This is a genomic window from Mesorhizobium sp. BHbdii, from assembly GCF_053848045.1.
The window spans coordinates 2,463,938-2,479,490 of record NZ_JBSPKX010000001.1; the positions used below are offsets into that span (position 1 = coordinate 2,463,938).

At 62.3% G+C, this 15,553-nt stretch carries 14 protein-coding genes and 1 tRNA gene; 7 read left to right on the forward strand and 8 right to left on the reverse strand.

Annotated elements, in window-relative coordinates; genetic code table 11:
- Positions 1 to 49: 49 nt before the first annotated feature.
- Positions 50 to 1,840: an aspartate--tRNA ligase gene (gene aspS, locus ACWTU8_RS12035; RefSeq protein WP_455848444.1), complete on the reverse strand. Its 1,791-nt coding sequence runs from the start codon at positions 1,838 to 1,840 to the stop codon at positions 50 to 52.
- A 260-nt stretch (positions 1,841 to 2,100) separates the two neighbouring features.
- Between aspS and ACWTU8_RS12040 the strand changes: the two genes are divergently transcribed.
- The 3 genes from ACWTU8_RS12040 (at position 2,101) to rnd (ending at position 5,257) form a co-directional block, all read left to right on the forward strand.
- Positions 2,101 to 2,604, forward strand: coding sequence for a DUF3280 domain-containing protein (locus ACWTU8_RS12040; protein WP_455848237.1), 504 nt, complete (start codon positions 2,101 to 2,103; stop codon positions 2,602 to 2,604).
- A gap of 162 nt (positions 2,605 to 2,766) precedes the next feature.
- Complete coding sequence (locus ACWTU8_RS12045) at positions 2,767 to 4,011, forward strand: MFS transporter (RefSeq protein WP_455848238.1); 1,245 nt, start codon at positions 2,767 to 2,769, stop codon at positions 4,009 to 4,011.
- Between the two features lie 94 nt (positions 4,012 to 4,105).
- Positions 4,106 to 5,257 (forward strand): ribonuclease D, encoded by a 1,152-nt coding sequence (rnd, locus tag ACWTU8_RS12050; protein ID WP_455848239.1) that lies wholly within the window; start codon positions 4,106 to 4,108, stop codon positions 5,255 to 5,257.
- 42 nt (positions 5,258 to 5,299) lie between these two features.
- Here rnd and ACWTU8_RS12055 read toward each other — a convergent pair whose 3' ends face one another.
- The 3 genes from ACWTU8_RS12055 to ACWTU8_RS12065 form a co-directional block, all read right to left on the reverse strand.
- Complete coding sequence (locus ACWTU8_RS12055; RefSeq protein WP_455848240.1) at positions 5,300 to 5,842, reverse strand: hypothetical protein; 543 nt, start codon at positions 5,840 to 5,842, stop codon at positions 5,300 to 5,302.
- A gap of 25 nt (positions 5,843 to 5,867) precedes the next feature.
- Positions 5,868 to 7,370, reverse strand: a complete 1,503-nt coding sequence (guaB, locus tag ACWTU8_RS12060) for an IMP dehydrogenase (RefSeq protein WP_455848241.1) — start codon at positions 7,368 to 7,370, stop codon at positions 5,868 to 5,870.
- Positions 7,371 to 7,655: 285 nt separating this feature from the next.
- Positions 7,656 to 7,931, reverse strand: coding sequence for a hypothetical protein (locus ACWTU8_RS12065; protein ID WP_455848242.1), 276 nt, complete (start codon positions 7,929 to 7,931; stop codon positions 7,656 to 7,658).
- Positions 7,932 to 8,262: 331 nt separating this feature from the next.
- On the opposite strand from ACWTU8_RS12065, the gene ACWTU8_RS12070 reads away from it, so the two are divergent.
- Positions 8,263 to 9,681: an MFS transporter gene (locus tag ACWTU8_RS12070; RefSeq protein ID WP_455848243.1), complete on the forward strand. Its 1,419-nt coding sequence runs from the start codon at positions 8,263 to 8,265 to the stop codon at positions 9,679 to 9,681.
- A gap of 173 nt (positions 9,682 to 9,854) precedes the next feature.
- On the opposite strand, the gene ACWTU8_RS12075 is transcribed toward ACWTU8_RS12070, so the two are convergent.
- Together ACWTU8_RS12075 and ACWTU8_RS12080 are read right to left on the reverse strand one after the other, a co-directional pair.
- A complete protein-coding gene (locus tag ACWTU8_RS12075; RefSeq protein WP_065008018.1) occupies positions 9,855 to 10,550 on the reverse strand; it encodes an RlmE family RNA methyltransferase in 696 nt (231 codons plus the stop codon).
- A complete protein-coding gene (locus tag ACWTU8_RS12080) occupies positions 10,547 to 11,929 on the reverse strand; it encodes a Ppx/GppA phosphatase family protein (RefSeq protein ID WP_455848244.1) in 1,383 nt (460 codons plus the stop codon). Before ACWTU8_RS12080 ends, ACWTU8_RS12075 begins: the two co-directional genes overlap by 4 nt.
- A gap of 290 nt (positions 11,930 to 12,219) precedes the next feature.
- Between ACWTU8_RS12080 and ACWTU8_RS12085 the strand changes: the two genes are divergently transcribed.
- The 3 genes from ACWTU8_RS12085 to ACWTU8_RS12095 all read left to right on the forward strand — a co-directional run bounded on the left by ACWTU8_RS12085 (position 12,220) and on the right by ACWTU8_RS12095 (position 14,250).
- Entirely contained in the window at positions 12,220 to 13,152 is a 933-nt protein-coding gene (locus ACWTU8_RS12085) for a lysylphosphatidylglycerol synthase domain-containing protein (RefSeq protein WP_455848245.1), read from the forward strand.
- 403 nt (positions 13,153 to 13,555) lie between these two features.
- Positions 13,556 to 13,629, forward strand: a tRNA-Gln gene (locus ACWTU8_RS12090).
- Between the two features lie 162 nt (positions 13,630 to 13,791).
- Entirely contained in the window at positions 13,792 to 14,250 is a 459-nt protein-coding gene (locus tag ACWTU8_RS12095) for a hypothetical protein (protein WP_455848246.1), read from the forward strand.
- Between the two features lie 37 nt (positions 14,251 to 14,287).
- Here ACWTU8_RS12095 and socB read toward each other — a convergent pair whose 3' ends face one another.
- Complete coding sequence (socB, locus tag ACWTU8_RS12100) at positions 14,288 to 15,004, reverse strand: type VI toxin-antitoxin system SocB family DNA replication inhibitor toxin (RefSeq protein WP_455848247.1); 717 nt, start codon at positions 15,002 to 15,004, stop codon at positions 14,288 to 14,290.
- Positions 14,982 to 15,533 carry a type VI toxin-antitoxin system SocA family antitoxin gene (gene socA, locus ACWTU8_RS12105; protein ID WP_455848248.1) on the reverse strand — a complete coding sequence of 184 codons (552 nt, stop codon included), beginning with the start codon at positions 15,531 to 15,533 and terminating at the stop codon, positions 14,982 to 14,984. Before socA ends, socB begins: the two co-directional genes overlap by 23 nt.
- Positions 15,534 to 15,553 lie beyond the last annotated feature (20 nt).

The window sequence follows — 15,553 nt, forward strand, 5'->3', positions numbered from 1 at the left end:
TGAGGGGCAGCGCAAACCGACAGCGTTTAGAATCGGTTGCTGGAGGTTTTTAAGCCTCTTTCTTGGTCACGGCGACGCGCAGCGATAGTTCGCGGAGCTGCTGCGGGCTGGCTTCCGACGGCGCGCTCATCAACAGGTCATAGGCCTGCTGGTTCATCGGGAACATCGTCACTTCGCGCAGGTTTTTGGCGCCGACCAGCAGCATGACGACGCGGTCGATGCCGGCCGCCATGCCGCCATGCGGCGGTGCGCCGTACTGGAAGGCGCGGTAGAGGCCGCCGAAGCGCTCCTCGACCGTCTCGCGGTCCAGCCCGACAGTCTCGAACGCCTTGACCATGGTTTCCGGCAGATGGTTGCGGATTCCGCCAGACGCGATCTCGAAACCATTGCAGACCATGTCATACTGGAACGCCTTGATCCCAAGCAGATCCTCGCCGTTGAGCGCGTCGATGCCGCCTTGCGGCATGGAAAACGGATTGTGGGCGAAATCGATCTTTTTCTCGTCCTCGTTCCATTCGAAGAAGGGAAAGTCGACGATCCAGCACAGTTCGAAGCGGTCGCGGTCGACAAGGTTCAGCTCCTCGCCGGCGCGAGTGCGCGCCGCGCCCGCGAACGAGACGAATTTCTTCGGGTCGCCGGCGACGAAGAAGGCGGCGTCGCCATCGGCAAGACCGAGTTGCTGGCGGATCGCCTCGGTGCGCTCCTCGCCGATGTTCTTGGCGAGCGGACCGGCGCCTTCGAGCTTCTCGCCCTCCTTTCGCCAGAAGATATAGCCGAGGCCCGGCTGGCCCTCGCCTTGCGCCCAGGAATTCATGCGGTCGCAGAAGGCGCGCGAACCGCCGGTCTTGGCCGGAATGGCCCAGACCTCGGCCTTCGGGTCGTTGGCGAGGATATTGGCGAACACCTTAAAGCCGGAATCGCGGAAATGATCAGAGACCGCCTGCATCTCGATCGGGTTGCGCAGGTCCGGCTTGTCGGTGCCGTATTTGCGCATGGCGACGTCATAGGCGATGCGCGGAAACTCCTGCGTCACCGGCTTGTCGGCGGCAAAGGTCTCGAACACACCGCGCATCACCGGCTCCATGGTCGCCAGCACGTCGTGTTGCTCGACGAAGCTCATTTCCACGTCGAGCTGGTAGAATTCGCCCGGCAGGCGGTCGGCGCGCGGATCCTCGTCGCGGAAGCACGGCGCGATCTGGAAGTAACGGTCGAAGCCTGAAACCATGATCAGTTGCTTGTATATCTGCGGCGCCTGCGGCAGCGCGTAGAAGGTGCCGGAATGGATGCGCGACGGCACCAGGAAGTCACGCGCCCCTTCAGGCGACGAAGCGGTCAAGATCGGCGTTGAGAATTCGGTGAAGCCGACCTCGCCCATGCGCTTGCGCATCTCGGCGATGATTTTCGTACGCGCCACGATGTTCTTGTGCAGCGTGTCGCGGCGCAGATCGAGGAAGCGATATTTGAGACGTATGTCCTCGGGATAATCCGGCTCGCCGAACACCGGCAGCGGCAGTTCCTTGGCCGCCGACAGCACTTCGATCTCGCGCGCGAAAACCTCGATCTCGCCGGTCGGCAGGTTGGCGTTCGCGGTCTCGGCCAGGCGCGCCTTGACCTCGCCGTCGACACGGATGACCCACTCGCCGCGCACCGTCTCCGCGATCTTGAAGGCCGGCGAATCCGGATCGGCGACGATCTGGGTCAGGCCATAGTGGTCGCGCAAATCGATGAAGAGCAGGCCGCCATGATCGCGCACGCGATGCACCCAGCCCGACAGGCGAACGGAAGAGCCGACGTCGCTCTTCCTCAACTGGGCACAGGTATGGCTGCGGTAACGATGCATTGTCATTGATAAGTCCGGATGTTGATTGCGGCCAAGGCATGATGGCCCGGCCCGAAAATTTGGGCGAAAAGCACATGAGAGGCCGCCTTTGTCAAGGCAGGCGGCGCACGGGCAGCATCTCTCGGTTTGAACTTCGGCTTGTAAACCCTGGCTGTGTGAAAACTCCACACCACAATCAAAGCGTAGAATTTGCTCCGCTTGATCGTGATCGGGGTGGTCAAGCCGTGTACAATGGCCATTACACGGACGGGAGGACTACCATGAGCATTCGCACATTGACTGTCCTGGTGACGCTGCTTGTCGGCACCTGCGCATTTGCACACGCTCAGACAAAGACGATGTCAATCGAGGTGTTTCCATTCGAATTGGAGGACAAGAGCGCTGGGGCGGGAATAATTCCGCCGGATGAACACGATAGGCGCTATCTGTCCGAGTCGGCACAAGTGGCGAAGGACATGCTCTCCCAGTCCGGACGTTTTACAGTGGTTGATGCGCCGGCGACAGATGAGCAGGCGGTTGCACCGCACGGATTGCGCAATTGCGGTGGCTGTGAAAGCAAAATCGCCAAAGAGCACGGCGCATCTCTTGCCTTGCTAGGCGTCGTAACGCGCGTCAACCGAACAGAACATACCATGTTCATTCGCATCCTCGACGCTGAAACCGGGAAACCTGTTTCGCAGGGCTTTACCGATCTTCGCATGGGTCCGAACTACGCGTGGCCCCGCTCCGTGAAATGGCTGATGACAAACAGAATTCTGCGGTAGGACGCCCACACCCCAGCGCCATCGGGAGCGCGAAAGATCGCCCCTCAGCTAAAAATCAAACCGAGAAACTGATTGTCGGCGCTGGTCTGCTAATCGCCGGAACTTGCCGCTGGCATTGGCGCGGGCGATGGTTCAAGAAGGATCAACGACAGGCCTTCCTTCATGTCCTCCATGCGCCCGCTGATCCCGCTCCTTATTGCCGCCGGCATCCTGCTCGGCGGCAACGGCCTGCAGAGCACCCTGATCGCGCTGCGCGGTGCGCAGGAGGGATTTTCGGCCTCGACCATCGGCCTGATGGGCACGTTCTATTTCGCCGGCTTCCTGCTCGGCTGCCTCGCCGTCACCCACATCATGAAGGCCGTCGGCCATGTCCGCGCCTTTTCCGCACTGGCGGCGATCGCTTCCGCCGGGACATTGCTTTTGGTGCTGGTCGTCGACCCGGTCATGTGGTGCGTGTTGCGCCTCGCCGGCGGCTTCTGCTTCGCCGGCCTGTTCACCATCATGGAAGCCTGGCTCAATTCCGGAGCCGCCAACAAGGATCGCGCGCGGGTGCTGGCCATCTACCGGATGGTCGACATCGGTTCGGTCACAGGCGCACAGTTCCTGATCCCGATCGTCGGCGCCGGCGGTTTCGCCATCTTCGCCGTCATGTCGATCATGATCACGCTCTCGCTGGTGCCGGTGTCGCTCGGCGACCGCTCCAACCCGACCCCGCCGGACGACGTCAAGCTAGACCTGGCCCGCGTCTGGCGGATTTCGCCGCTCGGCTGCTTCGGCTGCATTGCCGTCGGTGTCACCAACAGCGCCTTCCGCACATTGTCGCCGGTCTATGCCGAACAGATCGGCATGTCGGTCACCGACGTCGTCACCTTCGTCAGTGTCGGCATCTTCGGCGGCGCCATCATCCAGTATCCGCTCGGCTATCTGTCCGACCGCTGGGACCGGCGTTCCGTGCTGCTGATAACGACGTGCTGCGCGCTGCTCGCATCGCTGGCGCTGGTGTTCTGGGCGCGCAGCGACCCGTCCCTCAACTTTGTGATCGTCTTCATCTTCGGCTGCTTCGCCATGCCGCTCTACTCGCTATCGGCGGCGCATTCCAACGACCGCGCCGACAAGGGCGAGTTTGTGCTGATCAACGCGGCGCTGATGCTGTTCTATTCCTTCGGCGCCATTGGCGGGCCGTTCGCCGCCTCGACAGCGATGCAGTATTTCGGGCCAAGCGCGCTGTTCGTGTTCACCGCCACAGTCTACGCCATCTTTGTCGTCGTCATCCTGTACCGGATGCAGGTGCGATCGGGCGTGCCGGCCGGCCATCGCAGCCGTTTCATCGGCCTTTTGCGCACATCGACGGTGTTCGCCCGACTGGCCAAGCGCAACGATGATTCCGACGGGCCTGCGAAGCAATGATGACGGTCCCCGATGTCTTGAACCCGGGGCTGCCGCTTGACGAAAGCCCGCGCGGCTGAAATTGAAGGAGACCTCCTTTGCCAAAAGCGATTTGATGCACGTCATATCAACCCAAGAAGAGCTCGAAACCGCTGTTGCCGCGTTCGAAAAGTCGGATTTCGTCACCGTCGACACCGAATTCATTCGCGAGACGACCTTTTGGCCGATCCTCTGCCTGATCCAGATGGCGGCGCCCGGGGTGACGGCGCTGATCGATCCGCTGTCACCCGATATCGACCTGAAGCCGTTCTTCAGGCTGATGGCCAACGAGGCCATCGTCAAAGTCTTTCATGCTGCGCGCCAGGACATCGAAATCATCGTTCATCTCGGCGACCTGGTCCCGCATCCGGTGTTCGACACCCAGGTGGCGGCGATGGTTTGCGGCTTCGGCGACAGCGTCTCCTATGATCAGCTCGTCCAGAAGATCACCGGCGCTCGGCTCGACAAGTCCTCACGTTTCACCGACTGGCGCCACCGGCCGCTTTCCGAAAAGCAGCTCGACTACGCGCTCGCCGATGTCACCCATCTAATCGAGGTCTACCAGCGACTCAGCGCCGAACTGGTGCGGGAAAACCGCGCTCATTGGCTGAACGAAGAGATGGAGGTGCTGACTGCGCGTGAGACCTACGATCCGCATCCGGAGGATGCCTGGAAGCGGCTGAAGATGCGGCTGCGCAAGCCGCAGGAGCTGGCGATCGTGCAAGCGGTGGCGGCATGGCGCGAGCGCGAGGCGCGCGAACGCGACGTGCCGCGCGGCCGGGTGCTCAAGGACGACGCCATCTACGAGGTGGCGCAGCAGGCGCCGCGCGATGCGGCAGCACTCGGCAAGCTGCGCACCACGCCGAAGGGTTGGGAACGGTCGGCGACGGCAACGGCGCTGCTTGGCGCGATCAACAGCGCGCTTGCCTTGCCCAGGGAAGAGATGCCGAAGCTGCCGAAGAGTTTTCAGCCGCCCGAAGGCTCCAATGCCGCCGCGGAATTGTTGAAAGTCCTGTTGCGGATCGTCGCCGAAAGGGAGGGCGTCGCTTCGAAGGTGCTGGCCTCCAGCGACGACATCGACCGCATCGCCGCCGAGGGCGAGGCCGCCGCCGTGCCGGCCTTGCAAGGCTGGCGACGCGCCGTGTTCGGCGAGGCCGCGCTCAAACTGGTGCGCGGCGAGATTGCGATCAAGTTCGACAAGCGCAAGATCGCGCTGTTCGATTTGTAACGTCTGCCACATCCTTCTCCCTTTGTTGTGGGAGAAGGAAAGTCAACGCTGGCGCGGCTGACCCGTCAGGTGCAAAACCGCGATGACGATGACCGGTATCGCCAGAAGCGCGAATTTGGTGACGATCAGCGCCGAGGCGAAGGACAGCGAATCCGGATTGGCCGACAGGAAATCCGAGAGCAGGCGGGCCACAGCGATGTTCTGCGCATAATCGGCAAGCGTGTAGGGCAGCACCAGGACAAGCGCGAACAGCGACTGGAGCTGCGCGGGCAGAGCCCGGAAGTTCTTCAACCGCCGCCCCGTGGCCAGGATCAAGCTGACCAGCGTCAGCGACAGCAGCGCCGGGAACAGCAGGTCGAAGGTCAGGTAGTGCCAGACCAGAATGATCTCGCTGCCGCGCCGGCCGAGCGCCGTCAGCCAGGCCATGCCCTCATCCGGGGTGAAGCCGGTCCAGCGCAAATCGAGTGACGGCAGGCCACCACTCAGCTGGCGGAAATAGAGGAATTCCATCGCGGTCATGGCGACGAAAACCGCCGCGCAGGCAAAACAGAGCGCGGCAGCGTGGCGCGACAGCCGCAGCGTCATTGCCGTCAGGCTCCGTGCGAGTTGGTTAGGCTCCGCCGGGGTAATTCGGGCTTTCGCGGGTGATCGTGACGTCATGGGCGTGGCTTTCACGAAGTCCGGCGTTGGATATGCGTACAAAGGTGGCGCGGTCGCGGAAATTGGCAAGATCGCGACCGCCGACATAGCCCATAGCGGCTTTCAGGCCGCCGGCAAGCTGGTGCAGCACGCCGGACACAGGTCCTTTGTAGGGCACCTGCCCTTCGATGCCTTCCGGCACCAGTTTCAGCGTGTCGCGCACCTCGGCCTGAAAGTAACGGTCGGCGGAGCCGCGGGCCATGGCGCCGACCGAGCCCATGCCGCGATAGGCTTTGAACGAGCGGCCTTGGTGCAGATAGACTTCGCCCGGGCTCTCGTCGGTGCCGGCCAGCAGCGAGCCGATCATTGCGGCACTGGCGCCGGCGGCGAGCGCCTTGGCGAGATCGCCGGAATATTTGATGCCGCCATCGGCAATGACCGAGACGCCCGATTTCTGCGCTGTCTCGACCGCCGACATGATTGCCGAAAGCTGCGGCACGCCGACGCCGGCGACGATGCGGGTGGTGCAGATGGAGCCGGGCCCGATGCCGACCTTGACGGCATCGGCGCCGGCATCGATCAGCGCCAGCGTGCCTTCTGACGTGGCGACGTTGCCGGCCAGGATGCGGACCGAATTGGACAGCTTTTTAGCCCGCGTCACCGCATCGAGCACGCGTTGCGAATGACCATGGGCGGTGTCGATCACCAGAAGGTCGACGCCGGCATCGATGAGGCGCTCGGCGCGCTCGAACCCGTCATCGCCGACGCTGGTGGCGGCCGCCGCGCGCAAGCGCCCCTGCACGTCCTTGGTGGCGTGCGGGTTGAGCTGCGACTTCTCGATGTCCTTGACGGTGATCAGGCCGACGCAATTGCCGTCGCTATCGACCACGACCAGCTTTTCGATGCGGTGCTGGTGCAGGAGCCGCTTGGCCTCGTCCTGATCGACATTTTCCTTGACCGTGATCAGGTTCTCACGGGTCATCAGCTCGTAGACTTTCTGGGCCGGGTCGGAAGCGAAGCGCACGTCGCGGTTGGTCAGGATGCCGACCAGCCGTCCGACCTTATGCCCGCCGGCGCCGCCATTCTCGACCACCGGAATGCCCGAGATGCTGTAGGTGCGCATCAGCCCCAAGGCGTCGGCGAGGGTCGCGTCGGGGCCGATGGTAACGGGGTTGACCACCATGCCGGATTCGAATTTCTTGACCTGCCGCACCTGCTCGGCCTGTTCGGCCGGCGAGAAATTGCGGTGGATGACGCCAATGCCGCCAGCCTGGGCCATGGCGATGGCAAGACGCGCCTCGGTCACGGTATCCATGGCGGCGGACAGGATCGGCACGTTGAGGTCGATGTCGCCGGCAATGCGGGTGCGGATGTCGGTCTCGCCCGGCATGACCTCGGAATGACCCGGCTGCAGCAGCACATCGTCAAAGGTCAGCGCCAATGCGCCCGTGGACGTTTCGATAATCTTTGCCATGGCCAGCCCTCGGAATGCATGAAAAGCGCTGGACCGGATGGACAGCGCCGACTCGTCTTCTTCCCTTTCAGGATTGGCGCTGGCTCGTAACACGTCCCGTCGCCGATGAAAAGCCGATTGCTTGTGCACGGCAGGGCTGCGAACTCAGCTTGGTGCCTTCGCGGTGATGGATTGGTGACCGGCATTCGCCGCTGCTCTGCGAGCGCAGCGGGAAAGATACGCGCTCGGATAGTCGCTCGGGTAGTGGGTCAGGTTGAAATTTGAGCGCCGGCAGGCGATGGTGGCCTAATAGTAATCGTAAACGCGCCGCTTGCCCCGCTTGCACTTGATCTCTTCCTTGTATTCGTCACCTTCCCACTTGCGCTCGATCGTGCAGTTGCCGCGCCGATATTCCTCTTTGTAGCTGTAGTGTTCCCGCTTCCGCTCATAATTATCTTCGTATCGGTAGCGGTCCTGCCATTTTCCATGGCCGCTCTCGTCCTTCCACGGATCGGCAGCAGCCACGCTGTTGCCTGCGACGATTGCAACCCACGCGGCAAGTATGGTGCCTAGCATCTTCATGACGCATCTCACTTCAAAGGAGTTTAACTCGGATAAACCCGTTCCGGTTCCCGGCGCTTCCGCGCTCGTGATCCGTTGCTTTTGGCGGCAGTTGATTTGTGCATGGTGCTGATTTGCCCCAACCGACCCGCCGCCGAGGCGGGTCTTTTATTATAAGCGCCATTCTTCGCAAGGCTTCGGACTGGCACGGCTGCCAGGGTCGCACAAATGTGACGGCAAATTAAGGCGACATCCGACCCAACCCGTGGTAACCCGCCCTGCCTGTCGGCCTGCCCCTCCCCTGGACCGGCAAAGCAATCGACGACGCAACATTCAAATCCGGACGCGTTCCATGAACCGCACCATTCCGCTTATCCTGGCGGCCGCTCTGTTCATGGAAAACATGGATTCGACCGTTATCGCAACGTCGCTGCCGGCGATCGCCACCGACCTCCAGACCAGCCCGGTCGCGCTCAAGCTGGCGCTGACCGCCTATCTGGTGTCGCTGGCGGTCTTCATTCCGATCAGCGGCTGGATGGCCGATCGTTTCGGCGCCAAGAACGTGTTTCGGGCGGCGATCGCCGTGTTCATCGTCGGTTCGGTCGCTTGCGCCGTGTCCAATTCGCTGCCGGCTTTCGTGATGTCGCGCTTCCTGCAAGGCATTGGCGGCGCCATGATGACGCCTGTGGGACGGCTTGTGCTGGTGCGCGCCACGCCGAAAAGCGAGCTTGTCGCCGCCATGTCCTGGCTGAGCATCCCGGCGCTGGTCGGGCCGCTGGTCGGTCCGCCGGTCGGCGGTTTCATCACCACCTATTGCAGCTGGCACTGGATCTTCCTGATCAATGTGCCGATCGGGCTGATCGGCATCTGGCTCGCCACGAGCTTCCTGCCGGAGACCGAATCGGCGCAGACGCCGCCGCTCGACTTCATCGGCTTCGTGCTGAGCGGGCTGGCGGCATCGGGCATCGTGTTCGGCCTGTCGGTGGTCAGCCTGCCCGCTTTGCCGCCGATTGCCGGCTTTCTCACCGTGGCTGTCGGGCTGGCGTCAGCCGTGCTTTATCTCCTGCATGCGCGCCGCGCCAAGAATCCGCTATTGGCGCTCGAGCTGTTCCGCAACCAGGTGTTCCGCTCCTCGGTTCTCGGCGGCGGGCTGTTCCGCATCGGCATTGGCGCCGTGCCTTTCCTTTTGCCGCTGATGTTCCAGATCGGCTTCGGGCTGACGCCGTTCCAGTCGGGAATGATCACCTTCGTGGCGGCGATCGGCGCGATCGGCATGAAATTCGTCACGGCGCTGATCTTCAGGGTCGCCGGCTTCCGCCGGGTGCTGATCTTCGGCTCGCTGATAGCGGCGGCGTCGATCGCCATCAACGGCTTGTTCACGCCCAACACGCCCTATGTGCTGATCCTGGCCGCCCTGCTCGTCGGCGGCTTCATCCGCTCGATGTTTTTCACCGGCATCAACGCGCTTGCCTATGCCGAGATTTTGACCGCCGACACCAGCAAGGCAACGCCGATCGCCGCGGTGTTCCAGCAACTGTCGATCGCGCTCGGCGTGGCGCTGGCCGGCGGCATCCTAGAAGTGTCGACGACAATCCATGGCGGACCGCTGATGCTGAGCGACTTCCACATCGCGTTCTTCATCGTCGCGGCGGTGTCGGCGGCCGCATCGCTGTCATTCATGCGGCTGGCGCCGGACGCCGGCAACGCCGTGTCAGGATATGGCGGGCTGACGGCGCCCAAGGCGCTGGAGGCGGGTCCACCGGCGAGTTGAGGCTCCTTCCGTTCTCCCCATGTGGGAGAGGCGCGCAGCGCCGAGACGGATGAGGGGTGTTGCAAGAACGAGGCAATGATAACTGCAGGCGTGTTGCCAAGCTGGAACACCCCTCATCCGACCTCGCTTCGCGAGGCCACCTTCTCCCACAACGAGGGGAGAAGGGAAAGACGCTAACCCTTAAAATCCTTCGCCAGCAGATAAAGCTCGACCGACTCGTCCCGCGAGGCCGGCGGCTTGACGTGATGGACCGAGCGGAAATTCTGCTTGAGCCTGGCGAGCAATTCGTTCTCGGCGCCGCCCTGAAACGTCTTGGCAAGGAAATGGCCGCCCGGCTTCAACACCGAAAGGGCGAAATCAGCCGCCACCTCGCACAGATACATCGTGCGGATGTGATCGGTCCGGCGGTGGCCGGTCGTCGGCGCCGCCATGTCGGACAAAACGATGTCCGGTTGGCCACCGAGCGTTTCGGCGAGCTTTTCCGGCGCCTGCGGGTCGAGGAAATCCATCAACAGCACCGGCGCGCCGGGCACCGCGTCCATCTCCAGATAGTCGATGCCGACGACATGCGGGTGTTCGGCCGTCGATTTCGTCCGCGCGGCGGCGACCTGGCACCAGCCGCCGGGTGCCGCACCAAGGTCGATGACCTTCATGCCGGGCTTAAGCAGATGGTGCTTGTCGTCGATCTCGATCAGCTTGTAGGCCGCGCGCGAGCGGTAGCCGTCGGCCTTGGAGCGCTGGACATAGGGATCGTTGATGTGGCGCTGCAGCCAGCGGCGCGACGATTCCTTCAGGCCGCTCTTCTTCTTGATCCGCGTCTTCAGCACGCGAATGCCGGCTGAGCCTGGTTTTTCCGGCTTCTTGGTCATCGCCTATCACGCCCATTGCTGCGCCAGACGCCGTCGTCGGCCATCAATTCGCTCAATATGCCCTCGCGCAGGCCGCGGTCGGCGACACGCAGCCTTTCGGACGGCCACACCGCGCGGATCGCTTCCAGGATGGCGCAGCCGGCCAGCACCAGATCGGCGCGATCGGCGCCGATGCAAGGGTTGGCGACGCGCTGCTGGAAATCCCAGCCGACCAGCTTCTCGACCATCCGGTCGACGCTGTCGCGGTCCATCCACAGCCCGTCGACCCGGCGGCGGTCGTAGCGTTCCAGGTCAAGGTGGACGCCGGCCAGCGTCGTCACCGTGCCCGAGGTGCCGAGCAAATGAAATTTCGGGCTGGCGAGCACATGGCTGAGCCGGTCGCGCCCATCGAAGGCATGCAGGCGCACAGCCACATCTTCGACCATGGCGGCGAAAACCTCGCGGGTGACGGTGCGGCCGCCGAAGCGCTCGGCCAGCGAAACCACGCCGACCGGCAGCGACGTCCAGGAGACGATATGGTTGGCGAGCCTCGGCGAGCGGTGGCCGGTGAGGTCGATCAGCGCGATTTCCGAGGAGCCGCCGCCGATGTCGAACAGGACGACGCCTTGTGTGTCGCGGTCGACCAGCGAGCCGCAGCCCGACACCGCCAGCCGCGCCTCGGTTTGGCGGTCGATGATTTCGAGCTTCAGGCCCGCCTCGCGCTCGACGCGGTCGAGGAACTCGGCGCCGTTCGCGGCAGTACGGCAGGCTTCGGTGGCGATCAGTCTTGCCTTCCTGATCCTGCGGCTGCGCAATTTGTCGCCGCAGATCTTCAGCGCCTCGACCGCGCGGTCCATTGCGGGCTGCCCGAGCCGGCCATTGGCGGTGAGGCCCTCGCCCAGCCTGACGATGCGCGAGAAAGCGTCGATGACACGGAACTGGCCGTGGCGCGTCGGCACCGCCACCAGCAGCCGGCAATTGTTCGTGCCGAGATCGAGTGCGGCAAACACCGGCAGTTCCTGCAGCGGTGGGCGGCGAACATCCTGCTCCGGCCTTGCCTGCAAGGCTGAGGGCAAAGGCGCGACCGTCACCTCGGGCGGACGGCTGGCGGGAGCGCCGGTTGCGGCAGGCGCTGACAGTCCGGCGGCTGCGAAGTGAGCGTCATCGCGCACGAAAACCTTGCGGCCGCGCCGGCGTTTGCGCCGCTTCCTGGTCTTGGCCTTCTGATTCTGGCCATTCTGATGCTGGGACGCGTCGCCTGCCTGTCCGTGACCGGACCAAGGCTGCACCGGGCGGCCATTCTGCCGGCCGGCGGATGGGCTTGCCTGGCCTGAAGGCGGCGGCGAAGCCCTGGACACGCCCACTTCCGGCGCGCCAGCGCCGGTGTCGTGGTCTTCCACTTCAGTTCCTTCCGGCGCCGCGCGAACCGGAGATCGGACGCAGCAGGCGCTTTCATGTGTTCTAAGTTGCCGCCAGACTAGCAGCGCCGGGCCAGATCACCAAGAGCGCAGAGGCCGAATTTTGCCGGCGGCATGAAGCGGCAGCAGGAAGAGCCGCGCGCTGCCGGTTGAATAGCCGGCTTCGATAAGGCATTTCTGAAATGGCGGAATGGAACATTCGGAATCGCGGCCAGTTTCCCTGACGCGAACCGAAAGAGGGCAACGGGGCTGCAACGCATGATCGTCACGCCATGAACTGGAGGCGCTATTTCTGGCCGGTCGTCGGCATTGCGGCGGTCGTATTCTCGCTGTGGCTGCTACTGCACGAACTGCGCGGCATCTCGCTCGACGATGTCTGGGACGGCATCGTCGCCATCCCTGCCCGCGGCTGGATGCTCGCCGCGCTGAGCTCGGTTATCGCTTATGCATCGCTGGCCGGCTACGACCACATCGCACTCCTGCATATCGGCAAGAAGGTCTCTTGGCTCTTCGTCACCTTCTGCTCATTCACTACCTATGCGCTGTCGCACAACATCGGCGGCTCGGTATTTTCAGGCGCGGTGATCCGCTACCGCGCCTACGGAACCAGGGGCCTCACCGGAAAGGATGTCGGCGTGCTGGTGGCGATCTGCTGGATCACCTTCGTCCTGTCGACGATCCTCGTCTCCGGCCTCGTGCTGGTCTTCGAGCCTGAAATCATCGACCGGTTCTCCGGCGCACCGCATCATGGCCTGACCATGGCCGCGGGCGTCGCCATGCTGCTGCTGGTGGCGGCCTATGTCTTCGGCAGCTGGCTGCATCTCAGGCCGCTGAAGATCGGCAGCTTTCAGATTCATTATCCGGCCCTGCCGATCGTCGCGCGGCAATTGCTGATGGGCCCGATCGAGCTTCTGGCGGCGGCGGCGATCATCTACTTCGCCCTGCCTGCGGCTGGCAATCCCGGCTATTTCGTCGTGCTCGGCGTCTTCCTGGTGTCGTTCTCGGTCGCTCAGATCTCGCATGCGCCGGGCGGACTCGGCGTGTTCGAAGTCGTCTTCCTCGCCGGGCTTTCGCGTATGGACCCGGTCGGCGTGCTGGCAGCGCTGCTGGTGTTCCGGCTGTTCTACCTGATCATCCCGCTGGTGATAGCGCTCGGCGTCGTGCTGTATTTTGAGCACTCGCAACTCGGCCGGAGTGAGAATTGAGATGCCGGGCAATCGTTTCGGACTGCGTGCGAAGAATCCCAACGCCGGGCGAGGCGCCGCCCTGCTGTTCAACGCCTCAGCGCACAGAAGTCACGGCATGGATCCTAGGGTCTCCGCGACGTCGCTTCGCTCCTGCTCCGCCCTAGGATGACGAACGGAGTCTTGTTTCGGCCATCGCGGAGACCCTAGGATCCATGCCGTTACAGTAGCCGAAGAACGCAGCGATGCGGTGGCTTCACTATCTCGCCCGGAATGTGTAAGGGTGAGGGACGCATCAAAAAAACCTGAAACGATTGCCCAAATGAAGCATGGCACAGGCTTGACTATTTTCCGGCGGCGGCTACAAGGCACGCGCGGCGACCATCGTCGCCCTGCCCGCGCAGTTTCTTCAACCGCGCCCTGCTGGGGAATAGGTTAACGGTAGACCCACGGACTCTGACTCCGTTAGTCCTGGTTCGAATCCAGGTTCCCCAGCCAGCAATTTCCTAAGTGAATACAGCAGCTTAGTCCTGCCTGGATTTCCAATTTACGCGATTTCGTGCCGCGACAGGTTGCGACACATTCTCCTTGATTCTTAACGGTTCGCTTCCATTCGCGGCAACTCGACGCGACATGGACGCGACATGAAAGGGCAATGTTGTGGCATGGTCTGACCTTATTTTGTTTGCCCCCGGCATCCTTGGCGTGGGCGCCATGGTACTGTCCAAGCTACCTAACATCATCGACGCCACCACCGGGGACGATCAGGGTCTGTTTGAGAACTTCGTCGACGATGCCCGCCGGCGGCGCCTCAATTATCATGAGATGAACAAGGAGTGGGATGTCCGTACCGTGTTCGCCCAGCTGCGGCGCGAGGCCAGTGCCGCGGTCATGGCTGATATCGAGAACTGGAAGCCGATCCTCGACGCCAAAATTGAGGAGATGCTGAAGGCGAACCCGCAGCATGCCAAAGAACTCGTGGGCATGATGGGAGGGTTAAGCTACGGCCATATCCTTTACGAGCACGAGGCTCGTGCCGTCGACAATCTCTTTCACCGCAGAGCGCTCCGGCAGCGGCTCAGCCAGGATGCCCGCAGCGCGCTGCGAATTGTTGGTTAAGAAGAAATGGCCCTCAAGGGCCATTCAATTGATCCTTTCAGATCAGGGATCCGCGCCCCCCGGCGCCCTTACGCCGGGTTTCCCGCTCCCTTTCCTCTAGGATCGCGCGCCACAGATCATATGTCTCGCGGACCATCAAATCCAAATCGTCAAAGCTATACAGATCAACGCCGCGCGACAGGTGGAGCCGCGTCGTGCGGGAACCGTCATCATTCGCATCCAATTGGAAGATTGCGAATTCCACGTCCGCGAAGTCTTCGTCCGCAGCCCGGATTCGCTCGTGCATCACGGAAAATGCAAACCGGCGGCCTTCGGCGGTAAGCTTCTTCGATTGCCGGGGATCGATGAACGGAACAACTGCCTGATCATCAAGCGCTCCAACCGCAGGAAGCCAAAACTTCACTTTTTCCGAAAGGCCTATTGAAAGCGGAAAGAAATCGTGACGGCGGCCATGAAGATGCGTGACTTCGGCAAAATCAAACAGCGCCTTGGCCACACCCAGATTGGCTTTAGTTTCTTCCGGTGAATGACAGCGCCGCGAAATAGCCGCCGACAACTCTGTCCATGACGCACGCCCAACCACACCTAAAGGACCGGCATCGACGTTGAGCAATTCCAGCGCTGATTTGCGCACGGAGTCGTAGGAATACGGAGGTCGCCCAGCCTTCATTTTTTCGAGGGCGCGGATCTTTTGGTCACGCGGTAGTGGGGCGATGCGAGCTAGATCGATATCAGGCAAAGGGCGTATCTTCACCGGGTTCTCCACTCATCGGCACAGCGCCTACGCTGACCTTGTGAAATTTGAATCGCTCAAGAATCACATTATCAGGGATTCGGAGTCCGAAAGCCATCTTGGACCGGGCTTGATCCACGACATATTCCCAAGGCGCACCCTTGGCGTGGGATATTTCCACCAACCTGCCCGGCGTCAGCTTGCCGTATGAGCTGATGACCCATTTCACCAGACGAATCGTTGAGGTGTCGGCGGGCGTGGGGAGCGTATCTAATTTCCCTGTGAGAAGGTTCTGGCGCTGTGCCCGGAACGAGATGTGCTGGTCACCTGCTGCTTTGAAAGCATTGTATGCCGCAGGATGGACGGGACCGAATTGCCAAGCTTCAAAATATCCAGAAACCAGCGGACGCCCCGTCTCAATCAGATGCCTGGAGTGCGAAAAATAGAGCAATTTTTGCAGAGCCAAATTGCTAATTCCAATACCATCTCGCGCTGCCTCGTCCAGCATGAGATTGCAGATAGCACGAGGATCAATGGGCTGGTGGCTCATGGAGCACCTAATATCTGATG

Coding starts and splice junctions, on each gene's coding strand:
- aspS (WP_455848444.1), bottom strand. CDS start 1,840: ATGCATCGTTACCGCAGCCATACCTGTGCCCAGTTGAGGAAGAGCGAC.
- socA (WP_455848248.1), bottom strand. CDS start 15,533: ATGAGCCACCAGCCCATTGATCCTCGTGCTATCTGCAATCTCATGCTG.
- ACWTU8_RS12070 (WP_455848243.1), top strand. CDS start 8,263: ATGAACCGCACCATTCCGCTTATCCTGGCGGCCGCTCTGTTCATGGAA.
- ACWTU8_RS12065 (WP_455848242.1), bottom strand. CDS start 7,931: ATGAAGATGCTAGGCACCATACTTGCCGCGTGGGTTGCAATCGTCGCA.
- guaB (WP_455848241.1), bottom strand. CDS start 7,370: ATGGCAAAGATTATCGAAACGTCCACGGGCGCATTGGCGCTGACCTTT.
- ACWTU8_RS12055 (WP_455848240.1), bottom strand. CDS start 5,842: ATGACGCTGCGGCTGTCGCGCCACGCTGCCGCGCTCTGTTTTGCCTGC.
- rnd (WP_455848239.1), top strand. CDS start 4,106: ATGCACGTCATATCAACCCAAGAAGAGCTCGAAACCGCTGTTGCCGCG.
- ACWTU8_RS12045 (WP_455848238.1), top strand. CDS start 2,767: ATGTCCTCCATGCGCCCGCTGATCCCGCTCCTTATTGCCGCCGGCATC.
- ACWTU8_RS12085 (WP_455848245.1), top strand. CDS start 12,220: ATGAACTGGAGGCGCTATTTCTGGCCGGTCGTCGGCATTGCGGCGGTC.
- ACWTU8_RS12075 (WP_065008018.1), bottom strand. CDS start 10,550: ATGACCAAGAAGCCGGAAAAACCAGGCTCAGCCGGCATTCGCGTGCTG.
- ACWTU8_RS12040 (WP_455848237.1), top strand. CDS start 2,101: ATGAGCATTCGCACATTGACTGTCCTGGTGACGCTGCTTGTCGGCACC.